Annotated in this window: 19 protein-coding genes; 10 read left to right on the forward strand and 9 right to left on the reverse strand. The window is 42.4% G+C overall.

The features are described from left to right. Positions 1 to 102 precede the first annotated feature (102 nt). Together cruG and L6494_RS21110 are read left to right on the forward strand one after the other, a co-directional pair. Positions 103 to 1,299 carry a 2'-O-glycosyltransferase CruG gene (cruG, locus tag L6494_RS21105; RefSeq protein ID WP_237989719.1) on the forward strand — a complete coding sequence of 399 codons (1,197 nt, stop codon included), beginning with the start codon at positions 103 to 105 and terminating at the stop codon, positions 1,297 to 1,299. Positions 1,300 to 1,686: 387 nt separating this feature from the next. Continuing rightward, positions 1,687 to 2,559, forward strand: a complete 873-nt coding sequence (locus L6494_RS21110; RefSeq protein WP_237989720.1) for a peptidoglycan recognition protein family protein — start codon at positions 1,687 to 1,689, stop codon at positions 2,557 to 2,559. Here the strand turns inward: L6494_RS21110 and recJ are convergent. The 4 genes from recJ to def all read right to left on the reverse strand — a co-directional run bounded on the left by recJ (position 2,528) and on the right by def (position 6,993). Beyond that, complete coding sequence (gene recJ, locus L6494_RS21115; protein ID WP_237989721.1) at positions 2,528 to 4,846, reverse strand: single-stranded-DNA-specific exonuclease RecJ; 2,319 nt, start codon at positions 4,844 to 4,846, stop codon at positions 2,528 to 2,530. The two genes, L6494_RS21110 and recJ, sit on opposite strands and share 32 nt — an antisense overlap. Before the next feature lie 208 nt (positions 4,847 to 5,054). Further along, positions 5,055 to 5,858 (reverse strand): PD-(D/E)XK nuclease family protein, encoded by an 804-nt coding sequence (locus tag L6494_RS21120; protein ID WP_237989722.1) that lies wholly within the window; start codon positions 5,856 to 5,858, stop codon positions 5,055 to 5,057. A gap of 355 nt (positions 5,859 to 6,213) precedes the next feature. Continuing rightward, entirely contained in the window at positions 6,214 to 6,417 is a 204-nt protein-coding gene (locus tag L6494_RS21125) for a hypothetical protein (RefSeq protein WP_015138463.1), read from the reverse strand. A 12-nt stretch (positions 6,418 to 6,429) separates the two neighbouring features. After that, the gene (gene def / locus L6494_RS21130; protein ID WP_237989723.1) at positions 6,430 to 6,993 is read right to left on the reverse strand and encodes a peptide deformylase; all 564 of its coding nucleotides are present in this window, start codon (positions 6,991 to 6,993) and stop codon (positions 6,430 to 6,432) included. Between the two features lie 205 nt (positions 6,994 to 7,198). Between def and L6494_RS21135 the strand changes: the two genes are divergently transcribed. After that, the gene (locus L6494_RS21135; RefSeq protein WP_237989724.1) at positions 7,199 to 8,101 is read left to right on the forward strand and encodes a cell division protein FtsX; all 903 of its coding nucleotides are present in this window, start codon (positions 7,199 to 7,201) and stop codon (positions 8,099 to 8,101) included. A gap of 16 nt (positions 8,102 to 8,117) precedes the next feature. Here the strand turns inward: L6494_RS21135 and L6494_RS21140 are convergent, their stop codons facing one another. Together L6494_RS21140 and L6494_RS21145 are read right to left on the reverse strand one after the other, a co-directional pair. Continuing rightward, positions 8,118 to 8,762, reverse strand: a complete 645-nt coding sequence (locus tag L6494_RS21140) for a Uma2 family endonuclease (protein ID WP_237989725.1) — start codon at positions 8,760 to 8,762, stop codon at positions 8,118 to 8,120. Between the two features lie 190 nt (positions 8,763 to 8,952). Then, entirely contained in the window at positions 8,953 to 10,779 is a 1,827-nt protein-coding gene (locus tag L6494_RS21145; RefSeq protein ID WP_237989726.1) for a bifunctional serine/threonine-protein kinase/formylglycine-generating enzyme family protein, read from the reverse strand. Between the two features lie 221 nt (positions 10,780 to 11,000). Between L6494_RS21145 and rnhA the strand changes: the two genes are divergently transcribed. The 6 genes from rnhA (at position 11,001) to L6494_RS21175 (ending at position 19,499) form a co-directional block, all read left to right on the forward strand. After that, positions 11,001 to 11,906 carry a ribonuclease HI gene (gene rnhA / locus L6494_RS21150; RefSeq protein ID WP_237989727.1) on the forward strand — a complete coding sequence of 302 codons (906 nt, stop codon included), beginning with the start codon at positions 11,001 to 11,003 and terminating at the stop codon, positions 11,904 to 11,906. Between the two features lie 580 nt (positions 11,907 to 12,486). Then, a complete protein-coding gene (locus L6494_RS21155) occupies positions 12,487 to 13,683 on the forward strand; it encodes an iron-containing alcohol dehydrogenase family protein (RefSeq protein ID WP_237989728.1) in 1,197 nt (398 codons plus the stop codon). A 125-nt stretch (positions 13,684 to 13,808) separates the two neighbouring features. Continuing rightward, the gene (locus L6494_RS21160) at positions 13,809 to 15,029 is read left to right on the forward strand and encodes an aspartate aminotransferase (protein ID WP_237989729.1); all 1,221 of its coding nucleotides are present in this window, start codon (positions 13,809 to 13,811) and stop codon (positions 15,027 to 15,029) included. A 95-nt stretch (positions 15,030 to 15,124) separates the two neighbouring features. Further along, the gene (locus tag L6494_RS21165; RefSeq protein ID WP_237989730.1) at positions 15,125 to 16,636 is read left to right on the forward strand and encodes an AAA family ATPase; all 1,512 of its coding nucleotides are present in this window, start codon (positions 15,125 to 15,127) and stop codon (positions 16,634 to 16,636) included. 352 nt (positions 16,637 to 16,988) lie between these two features. After that, on the forward strand, positions 16,989 to 17,459 hold the full coding sequence (locus tag L6494_RS21170; protein ID WP_237996192.1) for an SH3 domain-containing protein: 471 nt from the start codon (positions 16,989 to 16,991) through the stop codon (positions 17,457 to 17,459). A gap of 483 nt (positions 17,460 to 17,942) precedes the next feature. Then, positions 17,943 to 19,499 (forward strand): peptidoglycan-binding domain-containing protein, encoded by a 1,557-nt coding sequence (locus tag L6494_RS21175; RefSeq protein WP_237989731.1) that lies wholly within the window; start codon positions 17,943 to 17,945, stop codon positions 19,497 to 19,499. A 29-nt stretch (positions 19,500 to 19,528) separates the two neighbouring features. Here L6494_RS21175 and sbcC read toward each other — a convergent pair whose 3' ends face one another. Continuing rightward, positions 19,529 to 22,555: an exonuclease subunit SbcC gene (sbcC, locus tag L6494_RS21180; RefSeq protein WP_237989732.1), complete on the reverse strand. Its 3,027-nt coding sequence runs from the start codon at positions 22,553 to 22,555 to the stop codon at positions 19,529 to 19,531. 46 nt (positions 22,556 to 22,601) lie between these two features. Here sbcC and L6494_RS30890 point away from each other — a divergent pair, with 46 nt between their 5' ends. Beyond that, a complete protein-coding gene (locus tag L6494_RS30890) occupies positions 22,602 to 22,733 on the forward strand; it encodes a hypothetical protein (protein WP_269139266.1) in 132 nt (43 codons plus the stop codon). Here the strand turns inward: L6494_RS30890 and L6494_RS21185 are convergent. Together L6494_RS21185 and L6494_RS21190 are read right to left on the reverse strand one after the other, a co-directional pair. Continuing rightward, positions 22,728 to 23,588, reverse strand: a complete 861-nt coding sequence (locus L6494_RS21185; RefSeq protein WP_237989733.1) for a 3'(2'),5'-bisphosphate nucleotidase CysQ family protein — start codon at positions 23,586 to 23,588, stop codon at positions 22,728 to 22,730. The genes L6494_RS30890 and L6494_RS21185 overlap by 6 nt on opposite strands. 1 nt (position 23,589) lies before the next feature. Further along, complete coding sequence (locus tag L6494_RS21190; protein WP_237989734.1) at positions 23,590 to 24,456, reverse strand: sugar kinase; 867 nt, start codon at positions 24,454 to 24,456, stop codon at positions 23,590 to 23,592. Between the last annotated feature and the right edge of the window lie 77 nt (positions 24,457 to 24,533).

A 24,533-nucleotide genomic window follows, 5' to 3' on the forward strand; every position in this document is an offset into this window, starting at 1 on the left:
GGGAATAGGATTTGACTTTTTTCTGCCCGATACCCAATGCCCAATTCAAGCGAAAATAAATCTTTGTTATAGTAACGATTCCAATTGCACCATATTTTTACTGTGGACAACGCTTTGATTATAGAAAGCTCCGTATCGCTATTGTTCCTACTTATCCAAGTACCTGCGACAGCGATACTGCTTTCGCGTCTGGTCAAAGGGCCAAGACGCAATCCCCCCATTCAACCCCAACAACCAACACCGGAAATTTTGGGTAGTGTTAGCGTTGTCGTCCCTACACTGAATGAAGCACTGCGAATTAGTCCCTTATTAGCTGGTTTGAGTCAGCAGAGTTACGAAGTTCGAGAAATTATTGTCGTAGATAGTAAATCCCAAGATGGGACTCCCGATTTAGTAAAAGCTGCACAGCAAAAAGACCCCCGTTTTCGGTTAATTAATGATGACCCTCTACCTGCTAATTGGGTGGGTCGTCCTTGGGCATTGCATAATGGATTTTTGTATAGCTCAGAAGATAGTCAATGGTTTTTAGGGATGGATGCTGATACACAACCGCATCCTAGCTTAGTAGCTGGCTTAGTGAAAACAGCAGTAGCACAGGGTTACGACTTAGTTTCTCTCTCGCCTCAGTTTATCCTCAAGTATCCCGGAGAATGTTGGCTGCAACCGGCACTTTTAATGACTTTGCTTTATCGCTTTGACCCGGCGGGAATCACCACAGAGCAACCAGAGAGAGTCATGGCCAATGGACAGTGCTTTTTATGTAGGCGGTCTGTATTGGCTGCTGTAGGTGGTTATAGCAGTGCTAGCAGTTCTTTTTGTGATGATGTGACCTTAGCACGCTACATTGCCGCTCAAGGCTTTAAGGTAGGCTTTTTAGATGGTGCAAAGGTTTTCAAAGTCAGGATGTATGAGGGAGCGTTAGAAACTTGGAAGGAATGGGGGCGAAGTCTCGACCTCAAAGATGCTTCACCTACTGCTCAAGTTTGGGGAGACTTATGGTTGTTGTCGTCAGTTCAGGGTTTACCCCTATTAATTTTATTGGGTTACTTCTTACTTGGGTTACTGCTTCCCCTAGCTGGGACATTGCCTTTACTGTGCCTATTGGGATTGAATTTATTCTTGGTGGTGATTCGCTTTGCCATGTTACTAGCGATCGCACCTTCTTATGATTTTAAAAATGCTCAAGGTGGCTGGCTATTTTGGCTTTCTCCCTTAGCTGATCCCTTAGCAGTGCTGCGAATTTTCTTATCTGCGTTGCGCCAGCCTAAAGAGTGGCGGGGTAGGAAATACGGTGAGTAGTGGTGAGTGCTGAGTTATGAGTGCTGAGTGCTGAGTGCTGTTAGCGGTAGCGCGGCGTTTAGCCGGTGCTGAGTGCTGAGTCATGAGTTTAAATAATTGGGCATCATGTTTTCTGACTTTTCACATTATGTGGAAAGTCATATCAGGTTTTGTGCCACCGGGTTTCAGCAGTATTTGTATGCACAGGATGTAGCAGTTTAACAATTTATAATCTCTCCAAAGCAAGATTATAAAAATAAAAATATCAGTATTTATATAAATATAGAGAGCGCAATTTTTTGCCAAAAATATCTAAAATTTCACAATCTTAAAGTGAGTTTTTTAGTCTATGGTTGACTAAAATTAAAACATTAAGATTATTTTTAGCTGTTTACCCAAATAAAAAAAATGAGGTTTAGAGATTGGGCAACTAGGGTAATATTAATTTCTCTAGTGTTTTTAGCCTTGAGTGTGGCACTGTTGATTGGGGAAGCAAATAAACTAAAAACGAATACAACAACATCAGAGCCGGCAGCGATCGCCTGGAGTCCATACCCCCAAGCCAAATTACAATCTGATCAGATCATACAGGAAAAATCTCAAAATCTGCTCAAATCTCCTAAAAATAATGGTCAGAGTAGATTTAGATATCACACCACAGAGGCTTTTAGCAAATATAAGCCTCGATATTTAGTGGCGGCGGTGCATCCTAGCAATTATGGAGAAAGGTATATTCAAGATGCTAATGGCGTACCTTTAAATAATCAGCCAATTATTGTTATTCACGAAACTAGTAATAGCGCATCCAGCGCGGTAAATTTTTTTCAAACACCCCATGAAGATGAAAATATGCAAGCGAGTTACCACGCCATCATTACATTAGATGGAAGTGTGATTTATCTTGTCCCTCCCCAATATCGAGCTTTTGGTGCAGGTAACTCCGTTTTTGAGGGGTTAGATGGGGCTGAAACCGTCGAGACTAACGCTAATTTACCGCCATCTGTGAATAATTTTGCTTACCATGTGTCCTTAGAAACACCACCAGACGGCCGCGGGAATAATTTCTTAAAATCTCATAGTGGCTATACAGAAGCCCAATATCATTCTTTAGCTTGGTTAATTGCTCAAAGTCAAGTTCCAGGCGATCGCATCACTACCCATAAAGCCGTAGACCGTTCTGGAGAAAGAGTTGACCCTTTAAGTTTTGATTTTGATAAGTTTAGGGGTTTACTCGATACCTATCGTCAGGTTAATCCAGTCTATTCAGCATTGCCACAATAGTAGCCAAAGGCACTTCAGCAAAATACTGCTGCTGAAATTGTTCTTCGCTGATGGCGGCTAAAAACTGTGCAACTGCTACATCACCCTGGGTTTCAGAGACAGTGCTGGGATTCCAACTGACTTGCAAATCACGGTCTTGTCTTGTAACAGTGAATCCCCAATATTTTAAAGCTTTAATTCCCAAAAATAAGGCGCGATCGCTTATTCCCAATTTCTCTAAAATTTGTACACGGGTAACTACTTGATTTGTCCGACTGAGGTATTTAGCAATACCAACTAAAGTCAGCCAAATTTCCTTGGGTGGTTGAGGATTAGGTTTAGACCAAGCGATCGCTAATTGTTGATTATTATATAGACATCGCCGCCACCAAGCGCGTAAATCATCCCAATGAGTAGGGCATTCTTCTAGGATGAGGGATTGGGTACTAGGGACTGGTGAGTGGTGACTGGGGAGGTTGCGCCAATCTAGGATATGTGCGAAGTGTTGGGTGTTGAGTTCTGAATTTTCACTGGGACGGACGGCGATTAATCTGATTTCATAGCGTTTTTTATAGGTGTTGTAGTCTAATTCTGCAATGCAATCACACTTACCTAGAGGTAATTCTTCTTTGTAGTGTCCCCACCAAATCCCAGGAAAGGGATTTTTAGTAGAATCATCATGAATATTAAAATCAGTCTTAATGTACTGTACTTTTTTCCCTTGCCAATCTTGCTGATTACGATGCCAAGCATTCTCAAACCAGCAGTTTTGAATGAATAATTTGGGTACAGGATTGCCCATCCCACAAGGTTCTAGCAGTTTCAGTTCTAAAAATAACTCTTTACCTAAATCGGCTACCGTGACTACTATATCTGCTTTGACTGTGGGAGTGAGGTTAATACCACCCAAAGATTGCCGCAATTGCTGATTAATTGCATCCCTAAATAAAGGGATATTCTCTACTGGTAAACTCAAACCAGCCGCATAGGGATGTCCGCCAAAGCGATGCAATAAATAAGCTTGGTCTTTCACCAACTGGTATAAATCGACGGAGTTTATCGAACGGGCAGAGCCTCTTGCTAGGGGAGTGGGGGTAGAATTTTCAATAGTCCCTTCTGTACTTAACAAAATCGTCGGGCGACCGGTTTCTTGGGCGACTTGTCCGGCGACTAAGCCTAAAACACCCGCCGGCCATTGGGGGTCTTCTAGGACAATCACGCTAGTAGTTGAAAGGTCTAATTGGGTGAGTTTTTGGGTTACTTGGGCTTGTACGTCTTTTTGTAGAGATTTACGTCTAGTATTAGCTAGTTCTGTAACTTCTGCTAATTCGTTGCAGTGTTTTACATCCCGACTGGTGAGTAATTCCACGCAGAAACTAGCATCGCCTTGGATGCGACTAACAGCGTTGATGCGGGGGCCTAAACCAAAGGAAATATCTGTGGGGCGATCGCCATTTTTCTGGCACAATTCCAATAATCTTCCTACTCCTGGTCTACGGCGCATCGCTGGTGGTTGTTGCAAATCAGCTTGCAGTCTTTGAATACCCAACTGTGCTAAATATCGACAATCACCAGTTAACTGGACTAAATCGGCAATTAACCCGACTGCAACTAAATCTAATAAGTTCTCTAATGGGTCTTGGGGAATACTAGGTAATTTTTGATATAGGGCTTCAACTAACTTATAAGCCACCGCCACCCCAGACAGATGAAACAATTGATGATCCTGCGGTAAATAGCGAGGATTAATAATTGCTGTAACTGGTGGACGTTCTGCGGGTAAAGTATGGTGGTCTGTCACTATCACATCTATACCTAATTTTTGGGCATAGATAATTTCATCAATATTTGTACTGCCAGTATCGCAAGTAACTATTAATTTACAACCTTGTTTTGCTAAATTATCTATTCCTGGTTCATTTAAACCGTGGGATTCTTTTAAGCGATTGGGAATGTAATAAGTTAACTGTTGATGTTGAATGAAAAATTGTCCTAAACCATCCCAAAGTACAGATGTAGAAGTGATACCATCCGCGTCAAAGTCTCCCCAAATGGCTATTTTCTCACCTGCATTCCGTGCCTGTTGCAAGCGTGCTATTGCTAGTTGCATTTCTTGCTCAAACTCAAATGGGCTAGCTGGTTGATATATTTTATGGTTAATAAAAGCTGCTAATTGTGATTTATCTTTAATGCCCCGTTGCCAGAATAATTGGGCTGCAAATAATCCACTTGATGCAGGCGTATGCTGTTTTACTAATTGGATAAACCACTCTGGGGGTTGTTCAGGCGTTGTTAAAATCCACTGCATTAAATTCATTCAAAATTAAAATCAAGTTCGTAGTAAGGACTTTAGTCCTTATTTTTGTTTATAGCGGTTCTCGCTTTAGTGAGGTACAAGAACCCCACCCCCAACCCCCTCCCCGCAAGCAAGGAGGGGGCTATGATATACCTCATGTGATTAGGAAACGCTGTATAGCTTATGCTTCTATCTGATAACTGATGATGCCTATTTCCCATTAAATTGATACTTCTTGAATATTAGCGAGATTTGGTAAAGAGTTTTGAGTATTTGCTTCTTCAGTAGTAGGAATACGATCGCACTTCATGGCAAACTGACAATAATCACAGGCTTTGTTCCCTGCCAAAACTTGGGGAAATGGCTGGTTTTGTTGATAAAGTGCTAACCAATTAGTTAATTTATTTAACAACTGATGAAGTTTTTTAGCTGTTTTTTCGTGTTCGCTAGTGCTGTAAGTAAATTTAAGATTTTGCGGTTTACCTTCAGACTGGATAAACCAATAAGTCATGGAAATATTTTCTGGCAAGTAGGTACTAGTTTCTGCTAAGACATACATATATAAGCGTGTTTGCCAATTTTGGGCTAACTTGCGTTTATCTGGTGGTTTGGGATAAGTTTTCCAATCTAAGATTTGGGCTTGTTGGGAATCGCCTATGAGTAAATCATAAATAACTGTCAGCAAATAATCTTGCACTTGCAGGGTGCGGTAATGTTCACTTTCACGGAAAGTTTGCTCATCTGTTGTAGGTTGAATAATCTCTGGTGCTGCATCCGCAAAAGCAGACATCCAACTTTGTAGTTTTGTATCTGTCGCTAAAAGATGATGAATTGGTAAACCCATTTCTCGCTGCTGCATCAGCAAGTGAAAGCGACTACCTAAAGTCTGGCGTTCTTCCTGTTCAGGATCTAAAGGCGAGTTGAGTTGTTCTAAATAAGTGTGCTGGAATTTACGCGGACAAATCTCCAGTAAATTGAGATGTCCTTGAGACAGCCTTAATAGTTGAGTAGGAGTGATCAGCATTCTCCATTAGGGGTGTAGGGGTGTAGGGGTGTAGGGGTGTAGGGGTGTAGGGGTGTAGGGGTGTAGGGGTGTAGGGGTGTAGGGGTGTAGGGGTGTAGGGGTGTAGGGGTGTAGGGGTGTAGGGGTGTAGGGGTGTAGGGGTTTAGGGGTGTAGGGGTGTAGGGGTTTAGGGGTGTAGGGGTTTATGGGAGAAAACTCGCACTCGAAGTCGTAGTGCAGATTGAACTATCTAGTCAAAAACTTTTCCCTTACACCCCCACACCCTTACACCCCTACACCCCTATCCATGAGAAAAGGGGAAAGAATGAGTCTAACTTGTTCACTTCATCCTTTCCCCTTTTTATGTACCTGATGCTTATTTAATGTTAGCCCGTGCATCCCTCACTGCGGCAACAAAAAATAATCCTGTCAGAGGAATACTCAAAGCTAAGATAATTGAAGTGATTTGGACACCTAAATCTGGCTGTCCCGAACTTAATTCAAACACTGAACCAACAGCCGCGATCGCTGTTACACAAGAGCTTCCTAGAAAAAAACCGCTTTTTGGAGTTAAATACACTACTAGACCACCCTACCCTACTGGTTTGACTGCTTGATATGAGAAGCCATTCTTAGATAACTCCTGCGCCAAAGTCAAGGAGTTTTCCACACGATCTACAAACACTACGCCATTGAGGTGATCCATCTCATGCTGAATGCAGCGTCCGAGTAAGTCAGTTGCTTTCAGGGTTTGGGGACGGCCATTTTCATCTTTATAAGCCACTTCCACCACTTCGGGACGCTTTACATCTAGATATACGCCAGGAATGCTTAAACACCCTTCTTGAGCCATAGAAACGTCGCGGCTGACTTGTTTGATGCTGGGGTTAATCAATATCAGTGGTGGATTTTCAGGGTTATCGGGTTCGCAGTCGATCACGATCAGTTGTTTATGAACTCCTACTTGGGGTGCAGCCAAACCTATCCCATCACTGCTGTACATGGTTTGTAGCATTTCGCGGATCAGTTGACGAATTTCATCATCTATTTTGGTGATACGTTTGGCAGGTTGACGCAAGACGCGATCGCCTAGATAGTGAAGTTGCAAAGGTGGGTTTTTTAACTTTTTTTTCTCAACAGCAATTTCAGAAGGCATGACTCTCGATGGCTAGATTGTGAAAATTCCAATTAATTTAATTCTATCAATCTAGTTAGTGGTCAGCTTGACTGGGAGCATCTTAAATGTCTGATTTTTCAACGCAGAGGCTCGCTGAGGTTCACGCAGAGGGGTATGAGGGTTTAATACAAGCTTCGTGTATAAAAGGTAGTGTTGTCCTGCATGAAGCTAATTGGGGTGATCTATGTTTAAATTTCTGACAAAACTTGACTACCTGCTGAAAGAAACTTTCCTGGGGTTGCTGCGCGGCGGTTGGATGAATTGGGCGGCTGTTAGTACGGTGACTGTATTATTATTTTTGTTTGGGTTGAGTTTGCAAACTTCTTGGCAAGTGGAAAAACTCCTCAACCAATTTGGTAGTCAGCTAGAGGTATCAGTTTATCTGGATTCTGGTACACGCGCTCGAAGTATTGAAACACTGGTGGTGCAAATGCCAGATGTGGTAAATGTACAAACTATTACCAAAGAGCAAGCTTGGAATAAGTTAGTCAAGGAACTGGGGATTTCTGATATTGATGGTGCGACGCAACAACTAGGCGAAAATCCTTTAGTTGATGAGATGAAGGTGAAAGCACGTAACCCTGAAGTTGTCCCTAATTTAGCTACGCAACTGGCTAAGTTACAGGGGGTGGAAACGGTGCAATATATCGATGAGGCGGTGAAACGTATTGCTCAGTTGCACCGGGGGTTAAATTGGGTGACTTTGACCATTACAAGTATTTTGACATTAACTGCGATCGCAGTCACCACTACTACCATCCGTCTGATTGTCTTAGCGCGTCGCCAGGAAATTGAAATTATGCAGCTAGTGGGTGCAACGGCGGCGTGGATTTACCTACCATTTATTTTACAAGGAATTGCCTTTGGTTTAGTCGGTGGTGCGATCGCTTGGAGTTTCATTTCTGTCATCCAACAGTTCATCAGTCAGTTACTTACCAATCAACCAGAATTTATTCAATTTATTACTAACGGTTTACAACTAACTCCGGCGCAAATTTTACTTTTACCTTTAATTCTGTTAAGTTTTGGTGCATCTGTCGGATTAATAGGAAGTTTATTTGCTGTCAGACGTTTTGCTAGAAGTTAATTCTTCTAAGTATTTATCAAATATTTTGATAAAATTCATTCCCCGCTTCAACTGATTCTGAAATTAAAACGCACCGCTCTAGCAAAGCAATATCTAAATGTGGTAACACTTCACTTCTAGTTATGGCTTCATAACCATAAGTATCAGTAAAAATGTTGGCTTGTTCATCTTGAGCATCGTCTCGCAGATGGTAAAGCTTAAGTTTGTCAAGCTGCCAAAAGCAAACCTCTGAAACGCCTAAGCGTCGGTAAGTTTCCAGCTTACTTATGCTGCCACTAGTAACAACTACTTCTATCACTAAATCGGGAACTTCCTTTTCTTCTCCTATGCAGTAACATTCGTCTGGTTCTGCGCCTGCTTTTTTGGCTTGATTTTTAAAGGTTGTACTTCCCAAAGGAAAATGTTTAATCTGTTTTTTCCATAAGTAAAGCCATATCAGGGATGCCAACCTGGTTTTTACTGATTCATGTTTTCTTGATGGCGACACAATTTCTAATATTCCATCTAGATAAGTAACATGGTAGTGGGAGTTATCCTCTAGTTTGGCTAATAGTGCCTCATAAAATTCCCAACTTACCCCACTACTGATAAATCTTTCCTCTGGATCATCAACAAGACCCAGCCTTGACTCGTCAATTAGTTCTTTAAGGCTGCTAACCATCGTTCTGGAATTCCTTGTAAGCTATTTCGACTTTGCCAAATGTAATATATATTTTCACTCTTAATCAATGCAAAAAGCAAAGCTTAATTTCTACTCAAATACATTTATTCAAATATTATGTAAACTAGGCTGACCATTCTGTACAGACTTCATTATCTTGCTGCCTATTTTTCTTAAAAATCACACACTATTACTCTAGTACGACACGAAATCCAATAACGGAAGCACAGTAATCAGCTTCTACCCAATCGCGGAATGCACTGCGACAGATTCCTGGTTTTCCGTCCCAAGAACCACCGCGCAACAGACAATTATTATTACCACTAATTAACCAAGCACTGCCATCAGTAGGTGCGCCGTTATAGTTATTATGCCAGTTATCCTGACACCACTCCCAAACATTGCCGTGCATATCGTATAAACCAAAACTGTTGGGTGGAAAACTGCCTACTGGTGTTGTTTCTTGCCGATATTTACCAATAGCTCCAAAAGCATAAGTAAAGTTACCGTTGTAGTTGGCTAAAGCCGTAGAAATTGTTCCACCAAAATGGAATGATGTAGTTGTTCCCGCACGACAGGCATATTCCCATTCAGCCTCACTAGGTAATCGATAGGTGCGTCCTGTCTTCTGGCTCAATTTTTTACAAAATTCTACGGCATCATACCAACTTACTCTTTCTACAGGTCGTTTCTCATCTTTGAAAGTAGAAGGATTATTACCCATAATTGCTTGATACTGCGCTTGGGTAATTTCATATTGACCTATGAAAAAACCAGGAATTGTTACCTGATGCTGTGGTTTCTCATTTAAACTTCCTTCCCCTAGTGGTGATCCTATTAGACATATTCCTCCTGGTATCTGTACCATTTCTAAAGTCAAAAAATTTCCTAGTTTTTCTACAAATAAATTTGCATTATGACTCTTGCGACTCGCTTTTGTACCTCCTGCATCTACCGTAACTATATCAAACTCAATGGTTTGTAGTATTAAACCCTTATTTGTTTGATGTGCTTGTACAGGTAAAAATTGCGGTTGAGATAAAGGTTGAACAGGTGATGATGGCGGTTGAGGAACAGATAAAATTGTTGTTTTAGCTTTAGTATTATTCAAATCTTGTAAAACTTCTGCTGCTGATTGATATCTTTCTCTAGGTAAATGTTTGAGTAACTTATCTAAAATTTGCCCTAAATTATCACTAACACTAATGCCTTTTTCTTGTGAAATATCTCGCCATAACCACTGAGCATTATAGACATCATAAAGACGATCAAATAAATTACCGGAGGCATCTTGTCCAGCTAAACATTGAGTTAACAGCCGCGCACAAGTTGCACCCAACGCATATAAATCACTAGCCGGAGATGCAAAACCTGACATTTGTTCACTCGGTGCATAACCAACGGTAAAAATTCCTGTAGCTTGTCTGGCTAGGCTGGTTTGGGTGACTTGTTTTGCTCCACCAAAGTCAATTAATACTAGTTTGCCATCACTCTGGCGGCGCATGATATTTTCTGGTTTAATATCTCGGTGGATAACATTGCGATCGTGGATAAATTGCAGAATGGGTAATAAATCAGCAAGGACTTGGCGAATATGTTCTTCTGTAAAAGTTTGTTGTCGCAGTTCTGTTAATAAAGTCTGTCCTTGGATAAATTCTTGGACTAAATACAAGCTTGATCCTTGTTCAAAGTAAGCCATAAGCCTGGGAATTTGGGAGTGATTTTCTCCCAGTTCATACAGGCGTTTTGCTTCTTGTTTGAATAATTCTGCTGCTTTGGCGAGTGCAGCCGTTCCTTGGACTTGAGGAAAAAATTGTTTGATGACACAAGGATCATCAAATCTAGTTATGTCTTGGGCTGCGTAAGTTTTGCCAAATCCGCCTTCTCCTAGTAGACTCAAAACACGGTAGCGGTTGACGAGTAGGTTGCTGAAGTTGCTGTGTCCGCAAGTCAGGCAAAATTTGTTACCGTCTGGGTTGAAGGGGTTGGAGCAATTAGGATTTTGGCAGATTTGCATAACTTAGAGTTACAGCAAGTTTATTGTGAATAGTATACTAATTTCCCTGCCAAACTTAAGTGTGTCATGAGGAAATCAGGACTAAAGTCCTTACTACAAACCAATAAGTATATTTTCTAAACCATACTGGAAGATTGATTTTTACTACGTTAACGTATATATTGCTTCCCATCTTTTGCCGCTAAAGTCCTTGTATCCCAATGCGGTTTGATATTTTTACTATGTCTACCCAAACAATCGAAAGCATATACACCGATGGTGCTTGCACCGGTAATCCTGGCCCTGGAGGCTGGGGTGTTGTTGTCTATTTCAGTGATGGCTCAATTCATGAAATGGGTGATGCCGCCAGTCATACTACGAATAATAAGATGGAAATGCAGGCTGCGATCGCCGCTTTACAATTTCTCCAGTCCTCTCGACAAACTGAACCTATCACCCTCTATACCGATAGCGAATACTTGATTAATTGCGTAACTAAATGGGTGAAAGGCTGGAAGCGAAAAGGCTGGAAAAAGGCAGATGGAAAACCAGTTCAAAATCAAGACTTGCTAGAAACTCTCGATGAACTCAATAGCAAACAGGTTAACTGGCATCATGTGCGCGGTCATTCTGGTAACGTAGGTAACGAACGTTGTGATGTAATTGCTCGCAGCTTTGCCACTGGCAAAATCCCATCTCTACAACAATTATCTAATTCTAATGCTTACAAATCTTTACCTAATAACAGTGAAAATATTGTATCAAAAGTACCTAATCATGTTACAACCTCTACAATAGTTAACAAAAAGACACAAGAAATCTCTACTTCCGCATCAAACATAATTGCTATGGAACTACCTACCGCACACGCTGCGGCTACAGTCGAAGAACAGCCACCTGAACAAAGGGTTGAACAACTCCGTAACTTAGTTGAAACTCTACGTATTGCTGACGAAATTGCCGCTAAAGGCTACCTGATTACCAGTTCTGAATTAGCTTACTTGATGGATGTCCATGCTAGTGCTGTCACCAGTCGAGGAGACCAATGGCGATGGCGAAATTGGATAGTCTCAAGGGTACGACGGGAAGGAAATCAAATTCTCTGGGAACTAGAAAGAGGCGATCGCCTGGGAGGTGAAGAAGAGTAATGAGTGCTGAGTAATGAGTAATGAGTGCTGAGTAAGCTAGTCAGCTAGTTAGGAGTGTTGAGTTTTCAAGCAAGAACTGTTCAAGAATCAGAACTCAACACATATTTTTTTGACGTTCTCACCGCCCTAAAAGTGCGGTGATTCTAAAAATCAGTTTTAAAATTTTAAAAAAATACAATATTCTCTCGAATATTATTTTTTTGTATTTTGATATACAATATTTATTAAATTTAGATTAAGATATTATTTACACAAATTTAATAACAGTTTCATTTACGGGCTATGAATACAGCTAAAACTGCTTTATATCCCTTAGATACTCTAATATTTACTTTCACTGAGCATTCTGTCAGTGGTATTGTGAGGAAACCGTCCAATTATTCAAAACTTTGATAGTTCGGAATTTATGGCGCATAGGCAATACCAACGAATTACTCCAACCGTCAAAACAAGGCGTAGTTGGTGTTATTGCTCAGTTGTGTAGGCGATCGCGTTTTGCCCACCGTAGCTAAATCGCATCGGAAATTGCTATAAATTTAATTTTATTAAGAAACATCAAGATTTTGGCAAACTAGAGTATATGCCTAATCAAATATCTACTCAAACCTTGTCTACTCAAACTCCTAGTTTATTCCTCACCCTCGCCATTGCCCCAGCAAAAGTGATGCGTGGGGTGAATGTATTGCCGTCAGCAGCCTTAGAAATTGCCAAACTTGGCTCTCGTCCCTTAATTGTGGCAGGAAATAGCACCCTGGCTATTGTTCAGGAGAGTTTGCAGCCGATTTTAGAACACCAAAATCTGCACGTTACCCCAGTCTCCTATGGTGCTGACTGTTCGGAAGCTAGCTTAAAATCTCTGAGGAAGGCAGCGAAAGAACATAAAGCCGATGTGATTATCGGTGTTGGTGGCGGTAAAGCTTTAGATACAGCTAAATTAGTTGCACATCAGTTGCAGTTACCTGTCGCCACGATTCCCACGTCGGCGGCTACCTGTGCAGCTTGGACGGCTTTATCGAATGTCTATTCTGAGGAAGGGGCATTTCTCTATGATGTGGGTTTGTCTCGCTGTCCCGATTTATTGATACTGGACTACGATTTAGTAAAAACAGCACCACCACATACCTTAGTAGCAGGAATTGGGGATGCGATCGCTAAATGGTACGAAGCTTCAGTTAGTAGTGGGCATTTAGAACAGACTTTAATTATTGCCGCAGTCCAACAGGCGCGAGTTTTGCGGGATATTTTATTACAAAAGTCAGCCGCAGCCTTGGAAAATCCAGGCAGTGAAGTATGGCAAGAAGTTGTTGATGCTACTGTCTTACTAGCTGGTGTCATTGGCGGCTTGGGTGGGGCGCAGTGTCGCACCGTTGCCGCCCATGCAGTCCATAATGGTCTAACTCACATTGCTGGACACAGTAGCATCCACGGCGAAAAAGTCGCCTACGGTATTTTAGTGCAGCTGCGTTTAGAAGAAATGGTACAAGGCAACCAACTGGCAGCCGCTTCTAGACAACAATTGTTGAAATTCTATGCAGAGATTGGACTACCACAAAAATTAGCTGATTTGGGTTTGGGTAATATCACCCTCGGCGAGTTACAAACAGCCGCCGAAATTTCTTTAGCACCCGAATCTGACATTCATCGACTACCATTTAAAGTTGCATTGGAACAATTGATGGCGGCGATGGTTTCTACTACTGCACCAACAGATAATAGAGACTTAGTTAATCGTGTCTCCACCAGGGAAACAAGTGATGAAATAATGACTAATTCGTAATACTCTCTTCTGACAAGCAACAAGCAGAACTACAAATTACTTTGACTGCTGAAAGCTAGTAAAAATAATTTTGAATTTTGAATTTTGAATTTTGAATTCCCCGAAGGGGTTGACGAGGTTGAGGAATGAGTTTGGATTGGATTACCCCAGCAGATCGGATACAGCAACTACCACCTTATGTATTTGCCCGTCTCGATGAGTTAAAAGCTAAGGCTAGAGAACAAGGAATTGATTTAATTGATTTAGGGATGGGCAATCCCGATGGCGCGACACCACAACCAGTGGTAGAAGCAGCTATCAAGGCTTTGCAAGATCCCGCCAATCACGGTTATCCCCCCTTTGAAGGTACGGCCAGTTTTCGCCGTGCTATTACCAATTGGTATAAACGTCGCTATGGTGTGGTATTAGATCCTGATAGTGAAGCATTGCCTCTATTGGGTTCTAAAGAAGGATTAACTCATCTAGCGATCGCATATATTAATCCTGGTGATGTGGTACTAGTGCCTTCCCCCGCCTATCCTGCCCATTTTCGCGGGCCAGTGATTGCTGGCGGTAAAGTCCACAGCTTGATTTTGAAGCCTGAGAATAATTGGTTAATTGATTTAGCCGCCATTCCTGAAGACGTTGCTAGACAAGCTAAGATACTGTATTTTAACTATCCCAGCAACCCCACAGCCGCCACCGCACCCCGCGAATTTTTTGAGGAAATCGTGGCGTTTGCGAGAAAGTATGAAATTCTCTTAGTACATGACTTGTGTTATGCCGAGTTAGCTTTTGATGGTTATCAACCCACTAGCTTACTAGAAATTCCTGGGGCAAAAGATATTGGTGTAGAGTTCCATACCTTATCTAAAACCTATAATATGGCTGGTTGGCGTGTCGGGTTTGTGGTGGGAAATCGCCATGTAATTCAAGGCTTGCGGACACTCAAAACAAACTTAGATTATGGGATTTTTGCCGCCTTACAAACAGCCGCCGAGACAGCCTTACAACTACCTGATATTTACTTACACGAAGTACAACAACGCTACCGCACCCGCCGGGATTTCCTCATTCAAGGGTTAGGACAGTTGGGTTGGGATATCCCCAAAACCAAAGCAACAATGTATTTGTGGGTGAAATGTCCTGTGGGTATGGGTTCAACGGATTTTGCTTTGAACTTGTTGCAGCAGACAGGCGTTGTTGTTACCCCTGGTAATGCCTTTGGCGTTGCTGGTGAAGGGTATGTGCGTATTAGCTTGATTGCAGATTGCGATCGCTTGGGTGAAGCCTTAAATCGCATTCAGCAAGCTGGTATTCGCTATCAAACTGAAGCCGTTATTGCTGGTTCGGAATTAGGAGTGTAAGTATGGCTATACTCCCATAAGGGATACAAAAATCAAAGCAGATAGGAATTGTTGTACATTGCCATCAAGAGCAACTAACAACTAATAACTATAATATGAACTTTCGCGAAGAGTTTAAACTGCTGCTACGCGCTCGCTACCCCTTAATTTATATTCCCACCTATGAAGAGGAACGGGTAGAAGCAGCAATCCGAGAAGAAGCCAACAATCAAGGGAATCGCCCCGTATATACTTGGGATTTTGTCGATGGCTATCAGGGAAACCCCAATGACGAGGGCTTTGGACGGCGTAACCCTCTGCAAGCTTTAGAATTTGTAGAAAAATTACCGGCTTCAGCCCCAGCCGTCTTAATTTTACGAGACTATCATCGGTTTTTAGATGATGTGGCGATCGCTCGTAAACTCCGCAACTTAGCGCGACTTCTCAAGTCTCAACCCAAAAATATTGTTTTATTATCCCCACGGATTGCGATTCCTGATGATTTAACTGAAATTTTAACGGTTGTGGAGTTCCCTTTACCCGCAGCCCCGGAAATTAAAACAGAGATAGAACGCTTACTACAAGCCACGGGTAACTCTCTATCTGGCAAAGTTTTAGATGATTTGGTGCGTTCTTGCCAAGGATTGTCAATGGAGAGGATTCGGCGGGTTTTGGCGAAGGCGATCGCCACCCACGGCGAATTACAACCAGAAGACGTAGATTTAGTTTTGGAGGAAAAACGCCAAACTATCCGCCAAACCCAAATCCTCGACTTTTACCCCGCCACTGAGCAAATTTCTGATATTGGGGGACTAGATAACCTCAAAGATTGGCTATTGCGGCGGGGAGGCTCGTTTACTGAACGGGCGCGTCAGTATGGTTTGCCCCATCCCAGGGGTTTATTATTGGTGGGGATTCAGGGAACAGGGAAATCATTAACAGCTAAAGCGATCGCTCATCACTGGCATTTACCCCTACTCCGGCTAGATGTAGGACGCTTATTTGCTGGTTTAGTCGGTGAATCAGAATCTCGCACTCGCCAAATGATCCAAGTAGCAGAAGCCCTCGCCCCCTGCATTTTGTGGATTGATGAAATTGACAAAGCCTTTTCAGGACTGGGTAGTAAAGGTGATGCAGGAACAACTAGCCGTGTATTTGGTACGTTTATTACCTGGCTAGCGGAAAAAACCTCCCCTGTATTTGTGGTGGCTACCGCTAACGACATCCAAGCCCTACCGCCGGAAATGCTCCGTAAAGGTAGATTTGATGAAATTTTCTTTGTCGGCTTACCCAGTCAAGACGAAAGAAAAGCTATTTTTAATGTGCATTTATCCCGACTGCGCCCCCACAATTTGAAAAATTATGACATCAACCGATTAGCATACGAAACACCCGATTTTTCTGGGGCAGAAATTGAGCAAACTTTAATTGAAGCCATGCACCTTGGATTTAGCCAGAACCGAGATTTTACCACCGATGATGTTTTAGAAGCTGCCAGTCAAATTATCCCCTTAGCCCGCACAGCTGTAGAGCAAATCCAAAAACTGCAAGAATGGGCAGCAGCAGGGAGAGCGCGTTTAGCTTCCAAACAAACGCCCTTAAGCGATACTTTCGGGAAGCTACGGTAATTTCAGGACTTACGCACAGAGGTTATTTGTGAAGAAGGGGTGTAAGGGTATGAGGGTGTAGGGGTGTAAGGGTTTTGAACACCTACACCCCCACACCCCTATACCCCTATACCCTCGCCCACACCCTTGATTCTTCGTATCACTGCGTAAGTCCTAAATTTATCTCCAGATAGTTGGTCAATTCACTTGCAATAGTCCATAATTCAGAGTTAATCATTAACTAATATGGACTATTGATTAATGGGAGATTAGGGACTGGGGATTGGGGAACTCGGGGCCCCCTCTGGGGATAAGGGGTAATGGGGACTGGGGAAAAATTTATTGACTATTGACTATTGAAAAGGATTTAACTATGGTTTCTGGTTTACTAAAGTTTATATTGGGATTTTTATTAGCGATCGCAGTTTTAGTTGGTAGCGGTGTAGCCGTAGCACTCTATTTCATGAATAGAACTGCTATACCCCCTACTAAACCGACTTATGCCAATGATAGCCCTGCTCTCCAAACTTCAAATCCGCAAAAGACTGACTTAAACACTACACCTACTCCTAACGCAATAATGTCTCCTACCCCCTCCGCAACTCCTACAGAATCATCAGAAGCATTACCACCAGGAGCTTATCAAGGACGTGTTACTTGGTCTGAAGGGTTAAGTTTACGTGCTGAACCTAAACAAGATGCCGAGCGCGTTGGCAGTGTGGCGTTTAAACAAAATATTATTGTTTTGGAAGAGAACCAAGATAAAAGCTGGCTAAAAATTCGTATCGAAGGCAGTAAACAGGAAGGTTGGGTAAAAGCCGGTAATATTGAACGGGTTAATTAAATCAGTGAACAGTGAATAGTGAACAGTTATCAAGGCATATGATATGGGATTTAAATCCCCCACCCATCACTACCATTGGTGGGGGATTTGAACTCAGGGATATAAAACCAATTCGCAATTCGCAATGGACTAACGTCCCGCTTCGCTAACGCAATTCGCAATTAAACTAAGCCACCCACAAGGGGTGGGGTTTTTACCTACCTTGCGATACAAGGACTGTTTCGCCCACCAGGGGCGAGGTTTTGAACCTTCACTTTTTGATAAATTAACATTAGTATATAAAATCTGATTAAATAGTATATTATTCTCTATATTTATACTGATTGAAAGTCAGTTACTAAACTAAGTAACTTTTCGGCTAAATCATCCTAGAAGCCATTCTTATAGCGTTTCCTAATGAGGTATATCATAGCTCCCTCCCCTCCTTGCCTGCGGGGAGGGGGTTGGGGTGGGGTTCTTGTACAAAAAAATAGCAATATAACTATGGATACTATTGTTTATTCTTATATAGCATCTATCTACGAGGAATCAGAAAGTATTGAGTTTATTCCTATCCAAATTAACTGGCAATTTTTGCAGTGGCAGAAATTATCTAGTGTTGCGGCGATGCGGCTGTTATCTGTGGCATTAACTACAGGTGTTTTGAGTGTAGCTGGACAGGCTTTGGCTCTGGAAAAAATAGGCAGTAGCGGTACTAACGTTACAAATATCCAAAGGTGTTTAAAGCAATTAGGCTTTTTAAATGCTCCAGCTACAGGCAAATTTGCTACCTTGACTCAAAGAGCTGTAATTGGGTTTCAGCGAGCCAATAAATTAACCCCTGATGGTGTTGTTGGTAGTGGTACACAAACAGCCCTACAAAGAGCTTGTCAGGCTAGAAATGCTAGTGGAGAATTGAAATTTGGGAGTAGAGGAACAGCCGTTTCTCAACTACAAAGAAATCTCAAGCAGCTAGGCTATTTTAACGCACCTAATACCGGCTATTTTGGGACAGAAACTCAGCAAGCTGTCATCCGTTTTCAGCGATCTGCGGGAATTGGGGCTGATGGTGTGGTTGGTTCTAGAACTGCTCAAGCTATCAGAAATGCAACTGGTGTAGGCGGGCGATACCCAGTTCTTTCTGAAGGTAGTAGTGGTCAAGCTGTAACCAGGGTACAACAGCGTTTGCGTCAGTTGGGTTATTTTAATGCTAATCCCACTGGCAATTTTCAACGCATTACTAAGGATGCGGTCATTGCTTTTCAACGTCGTGTAGGGATTTCAGCCACTGGCGTTGTGAATTGGCAAACTTGGAATGCACTAGAGGGTTCTGCTCAAAATCCAGCTAGACCTGGCCTTTCGACTCAACAAGTCAGAGATTTGCAACAACGTCTGCAAGATTTGGGATATTTTAATACTAACCCTACTGGCACAGTGGGGGCGATGACGCGGGAAGCAATTATACAATTTCAGCGAGATAATAGACTGAGTACCGATGGCATTGCTGATGTACAAATCTTAGAAGCAGTACGTCAAGCTTGGAACATTAGATACGCTAATCAGCCTAGTAATCAGCTTAGTCAAGATGTTCTCTTTGTTGGCGATCGCAGCGAAAATGTCAGACTAGTACAACAGCGTTTATTGCAGTTAGGCTTTTTTGCTCGGAGGATAGATGGTTATTTTGATGAATATACTAGGGCATCTGTTGCTAACTTCCAGCAATCCTATCAAATCAATCCCACAGGGAGAGTAGATTGGCAAACTTGGCAAGCACTGAATGTAAATCAAGCACCGAATGTAAATAACGTTCCCATAATGCGGGGGAATGTTTCTAACTTTTCTACTAACCTTCCTAATAATAATCGTTATGTGGTGATAGTACCAATTAACAACCAGAATACTCTCAATCAAGTACGTCGTTATGTACCCAACGCCTACGCTGATAAATCCAATTTAGGGAGTTATGTGAATGCTGGTGCATTTAGCGATCGCCTTTTGGCAGAGCAACGGTCTAAATTGTTACGTTCTAATGGTTTAGATGCTAGAGTACAGTATTTTTAGGAGTGCTTGAGAGTGCTGACTCAGCACTCTCAAGTTAACAGGCGGACTTGTGAGCCTTCTTGTGTCTTATTTACCTCAATTCTGGCTTGGAATGCCTCTTTAAGGTGGGGCATATGGGTAACTGTGAGGATGCAGGCAAAATCGTTGGCGATCGCATTAATGGAGGCAATCAGGCGATCGCATCCTTCTGCATCCTGTGTGCCGAAACCTTCATCGATAATCAATAACTGTAAGGCTGCACCAGCTCTTTGTGCTAATAATTTCGCTAAGGCTAACCGAATTGCAAAGTTAATTCTAAACGCTTCCCCTCCAGAGTAAGTCTCATAGGCGCGTGTACCTCTAGCATCGGCGATTAAAATATCTAAGGTGTCAATTAATTTGGCGTTTTTCTTCGTAGATTTACTACTTTTCCCAGCTTTTTGGGTAATAAATTGTACGTGCAGTTGATTAGCACTCAGCCGTGACAATAGTTGATTTGTCTCTGCTTCTAGCTGAGGTAACACATTCTCAATCATCAAGGCTTGGATGCCATTTTTACCAAATGCCTGGGCTAATTCCTGATACACTCGATATTGTTGCTTAGAAATTTGCAGTTGTTGCTGTTGTTCTTCATACTGGATTTGCATAGTGTCCAGTTGCAAAGCTAACTGCTCTAAACGCCCTAATTGGGTGATACATTCATCAAGTTGTCTTCTGCGGACTGCTATTTGCTGCTCTAAAGCTTGAATCTGTTCAACGGGATTGGCCGATGTGGCTAACTGCTGCTCAATACTGGTAATTTGGGTGACAAGTTGTTGTCTCTCTTGCAACCTGGTATTTCTCGATGTCTCCAAATCTTGTAATCGTCCCTGGAGTTGAGGATACTGCTGCTGGGCTGACAACAACTGTTGATGGCGGAATTGCCAAGATTGGGCTTGACGTAGGGCGGTGCGGATCTGGTTGTGCTGTTCGGAACTGTAAGCAATTTCGCTAATTTGGCTTTCAATCGCCGCGATTTGCTTGGCGCACTCAGAATCAATCTGTTCTTGCTGGATTCTGGTTTCTAACTGGGTAATTTGGGCTTGTAATTCTGGTTTACGGGCTGCTAGTTGGGCTTGGCGTTTGGCAGCATCTTTGATTTGTCCTTGTTTAATTTCTGCCCATCGCCACCTTTCTACTTCGCTACGAGCTAGAGCATGGTCTTGCTCATTGTAATTGAGTTGTTGCAGATATTGTTCTAGCTGCCTGAGTTCAGCTTGTTGTGTGGGCGCATAATCACCCGTTTGCAGCGATCGCTCTAGGTGTTGTTTTTCGGAGGCTAGTTGCTGTAAATGCTGTTCTGCATCGCTGGTAGATTGCAACTGTGCGGCTAATTGTCCTCTTTGCTCCCGTAAGCCGTCATAAGCATTCAATTTCTGGAATATTTCCTTGTATTCTTGCCTCAGTAGTTGAATTTCTCTATCTGAAACCGCCATTTGTTCCCGGAAGACCCACAATTGCCCCTCTGTTTCTTTATACTCATCTTTCGTTTTGTCTACAACGCGATTCCAGTGATGCTCATCTAAGGGACGTTCACACAAGGGACAAATAGCATCGGGAGTGCGGAGCATTTGCAGTTTTTGCTCTAATTCCCCCAATAATCTTTCATATTCCCGATGTTGCGCCTGTAAACGTTCGATAAAATGCCGTCTTTCTTGCCCTTTTTCCTGGACTCGTTGCAAATAAACCCGATCTTTATCCATTTGATCAATCTGCATCGCCACTTCCATCACCGCTTGTTGCAGTTGGGGTTGGCGTTGAGAAGAGCGTTGCAGTTGATTTTCTGTGACTTGTAGCTGTTCTAGTCTGGCTACTAACCCAGCGTGAACCCGATCTAAATGACTTTGTAAGTTTTGTCGCTGCTGCAATAAAGGCGAGACTTGCATTTGCAGTTCATCTAAATGAGTTAGATGGCGACGTGCGGCGGCTAGTTGGGCTAAGGCTGCTTCAATTTCCCCAGATTTAGAGAGGGTTTGTTGAATTTCTTGCTCTTGCTGTTGTAAGGCGGCTAGTTGTCCTTGGACTTGTTGCAGTTGACGTTCTAACTCATGAATTTGTTTAGTGAGTTGTTGCTGCTTTTGTTGACGTAGGACAGTAGCACGGGTATATTCATCAAATTTGATGGCGAAGGCTTCTTCTTGAGATTGGAGATTTTGATAATTGGTGAAGCCATCTTTAATCTCCACTTCTTGGTTGATGAGTGCGGCTAACTGGGTAATTTGACTGTTAATAGATGATTGCTCTTGTTGTAGGCGATCGCAATCTTGAGTTAAATTCTGATATTGTTGCTTGACAAAATTTAGCTGCTGTTCCCAATTAGTGCGTTGGTGTTGGACAACTTGCAAGCTTTGTAATTGAATATTCTCAAAAGCTTGTACTTGTTGTAATTGGTTAATTTCAGCTTCTAATTCTGCCTTTTTAGCTTGAGTTATATGACGTTGCTGTAGTTGAGTTTTAATCGACTCTAAAGAACGCTCTAATTCCTCAGCCCTAGCTTTAAACTGACGGGATGAGTCCTTGGCTCGTTCTTCTAATTCATCATATTGATTCAGCTTTAACAACTCCGCTAAAATCTCTTTGCGTTCACTCGGACGCTTGAGCATGAATTCATCTGCACGTCCTTGACGCAGATAGGCAGAGTTAATAAAAGTATCGTAATCGAGCTTAATGTATTCTAAAATTAAATCCTGTGTTGCCCTTATGCCTTTACCAGTCAAGGCACGAAACCCAGAGGGTGTTTCGATTTGAAATTCTAGCCCCCCAGCCGCGCCTCTAACTCGGCTGCGGATAATCCGATATTTTTGTTGGTTAGTTTGAAAAGTAAAATCAACTCTAACTTCTTTTGCACCAGAATGGATCACATCATCTTCAGCAGCAGCGCGGCTTTCACCCCAAATCGCCCATGTCATTGCTTCGAGAAGGGATGATTTACCTGCTCCATTAGAACCACAAATACAAGCCGTATGCAAACCACGAAAATCTAAAGTTGCATCACGGTAACTAAGAAAATTTTTGAGGATAAGTTGTACTGGGATCATTCAGGCTATATCGCCACATTTACATATTTTTTAGCTAGCAGTACAGATGCACTCTTTGATAGTCTATCTAGGTGTTTATCAGGTTTCTAGTTTAAGTGTCCGCAATTTTACGAAAATTAACAATAGTTATGAGGTGATTTTGCAGGAAAGGCGATCGCAGCGATTCGCTATTCTATAAAGCTAATATTTTTTCTGCTTCTTGACACAATACATGATGATGCTGACTATTACTAGCGAGCAATCCACCCCACTGATTAATGTCGCCAGTATTGTATTTTAATGGATCACCATTGAAATGAGTAAAATTTCCCCCAGCTTCTGTTAAAATCAGTTCTGGTGCTGCCATATCCCAATCTTTGGGCGCAGACTTGCCAGAAAGGGAAATGTAAATGTCTGCTTGTTGTTCGAGAATGGCGGCTATTTTACAACCAACACTACCGACGGCTTTTTGATGGCGTAAAGGCAAGTTTTGCAGTAGATAATCTAAGCGTTGATTGCGGTGAGAGCGACTAACAACTAAAGTTAAATCTTCAATCGGCTTATTATTGTTACTAAATAGTAGTTGTAGGGGAACAGCATCGTTGCGGGTTTCTACAAATGTCCCGCCTCCTTTGGTAGCGTAGTACAGTTTTGCTTTTTCTGGTACTGCAACTACTGCTAAGACTGGTCTATGTCCTTTAACTAAAGCGATGTGAACTGCATAATCCCCAGTCTTATCGATGAAATCACGCGTACCATCTAGAGGATCAATAATCCATACCCAATCAGGTGCAGAGTATGTATCTGTATCTAGTCTGGATTTATAGGTTTCTTCGCTGATGTAAGCAAAATCTTCGTTACCCAAGGCTGCTTGTAGCTTTTGGAGAATGTATTGACTGACTACGACATCAGCGACGGTGACAGGTTCATTTTGTTTATACTGCACGTCCAGATTAGGGTCTGTAGCAGTGCCGTGATAGTAAGATTGTAATATGTCTGCTGCGCCCCAACCGACGGCACGAGCGATCGCTAGTATTTCTTGTAAGTCTTTCATTTTACTGTGTCCTAAAATCCATCCAGCGACGCGTACCAAAATATTTACAAGCTTCAGCCGCAATTTTAGCTGCTTGGTCGAGAGCATCAGTAAAACTGGCTTGTAAAATGTAGTGGCAAAAAGCACCGTGAACAATATCTCCAGCCCCTAGTGTATCAACTGCTGGTATAGAAGGTACAGCTATACTACCAAATTGACCATGACTTGAGTAGGTAATTGGTTGTTCTCCGTGGGTAATGGCGATGTGGGGAATACCGCAGGTGCGGAGATAAGCAAAAACTTCTGCTTGAGAGTGACAGTTGGGAGGGTAAAAGTTAGCCGAACAAACGGCGTAATCTACCAAGGGTAAGACTTGTTCAAATCCTGGTTTCCAACTACCACCATCAATAACTACAGGGATATGATGAGCCTTAGCCATTTTAGCGATCGCATATCCCACCTGCATCTGATGTCCGTCAATCAGGACTATATCTATATTGTGTAAGATATCTGGTGGAATTGAGGTAATACTGGCTGGGTTTTTGACAGCATTGATAGAAATGACCGCCCGTTCCCCGGTGGATTGGGTGACAATAATGGAGGATACAGGCGGTGCTGTATTGATGGTAGGGTCAAGATCAGCGATCGCTACATTATATATAGTTAAATCTCCCCGAATTAACTCTGTCATGGGATGCGAACCCAACACACCCAAAACTGTAGCTTGATTTCCTAGATAACTAAAAGTGACAGCCGCGTTGGTAGCTGGGCCGCCTGCTGCTACAGTGTAATCAGATGCAACTAACTTTTGATTATTTTGCGGGGCAGATTCAGCTAAGTAAATTAAATCTAAAGTGATTAAACCCACAAATAAAGCGTGATTAGTCATTAGTTATTCTCCCCAATCCCCATTACCCCTTATCCCCAGAGGGGGACCCGAGTTCCCCAGTCCCCAGTCCCCAGTCC

It is taken from the genome of Nostoc sp. UHCC 0870 (assembly GCF_022063185.1).
GTDB lineage: Bacteria > Cyanobacteriota > Cyanobacteriia > Cyanobacteriales > Nostocaceae > Trichormus.

What these genes read in the sequence shown, in the direction of transcription:
- recJ (WP_237989721.1), bottom strand. Translation starts at nt 4,846, where the DNA reads ATGCAGTGGATTTTAACAACGCCTGAACAACCCCCAGAGTGGTTTATC.
- L6494_RS21110 (WP_237989720.1), top strand. Translation starts at nt 1,687, where the DNA reads ATGAGGTTTAGAGATTGGGCAACTAGGGTAATATTAATTTCTCTAGTG.
- L6494_RS21155 (WP_237989728.1), top strand. Translation starts at nt 12,487, where the DNA reads ATGCCTAATCAAATATCTACTCAAACCTTGTCTACTCAAACTCCTAGT.
- L6494_RS30890 (WP_269139266.1), top strand. Translation starts at nt 22,602, where the DNA reads ATGCACTCTTTGATAGTCTATCTAGGTGTTTATCAGGTTTCTAGTTTA.
- def (WP_237989723.1), bottom strand. Translation starts at nt 6,993, where the DNA reads ATGCCTTCTGAAATTGCTGTTGAGAAAAAAAAGTTAAAAAACCCACCT.
- L6494_RS21175 (WP_237989731.1), top strand. Translation starts at nt 17,943, where the DNA reads ATGGATACTATTGTTTATTCTTATATAGCATCTATCTACGAGGAATCA.
- L6494_RS21190 (WP_237989734.1), bottom strand. Translation starts at nt 24,456, where the DNA reads ATGACTAATCACGCTTTATTTGTGGGTTTAATCACTTTAGATTTAATT.
- rnhA (WP_237989727.1), top strand. Translation starts at nt 11,001, where the DNA reads ATGTCTACCCAAACAATCGAAAGCATATACACCGATGGTGCTTGCACC.
- L6494_RS21185 (WP_237989733.1), bottom strand. Translation starts at nt 23,588, where the DNA reads ATGAAAGACTTACAAGAAATACTAGCGATCGCTCGTGCCGTCGGTTGG.
- L6494_RS21170 (WP_237996192.1), top strand. Translation starts at nt 16,989, where the DNA reads ATGGTTTCTGGTTTACTAAAGTTTATATTGGGATTTTTATTAGCGATC.
- L6494_RS21165 (WP_237989730.1), top strand. Translation starts at nt 15,125, where the DNA reads ATGAACTTTCGCGAAGAGTTTAAACTGCTGCTACGCGCTCGCTACCCC.
- sbcC (WP_237989732.1), bottom strand. Translation starts at nt 22,555, where the DNA reads ATGATCCCAGTACAACTTATCCTCAAAAATTTTCTTAGTTACCGTGAT.
- L6494_RS21160 (WP_237989729.1), top strand. Translation starts at nt 13,809, where the DNA reads ATGAGTTTGGATTGGATTACCCCAGCAGATCGGATACAGCAACTACCA.
- L6494_RS21135 (WP_237989724.1), top strand. Translation starts at nt 7,199, where the DNA reads ATGTTTAAATTTCTGACAAAACTTGACTACCTGCTGAAAGAAACTTTC.
- L6494_RS21120 (WP_237989722.1), bottom strand. Translation starts at nt 5,858, where the DNA reads ATGCTGATCACTCCTACTCAACTATTAAGGCTGTCTCAAGGACATCTC.
- L6494_RS21140 (WP_237989725.1), bottom strand. Translation starts at nt 8,762, where the DNA reads ATGGTTAGCAGCCTTAAAGAACTAATTGACGAGTCAAGGCTGGGTCTT.
- L6494_RS21145 (WP_237989726.1), bottom strand. Translation starts at nt 10,779, where the DNA reads ATGCAAATCTGCCAAAATCCTAATTGCTCCAACCCCTTCAACCCAGAC.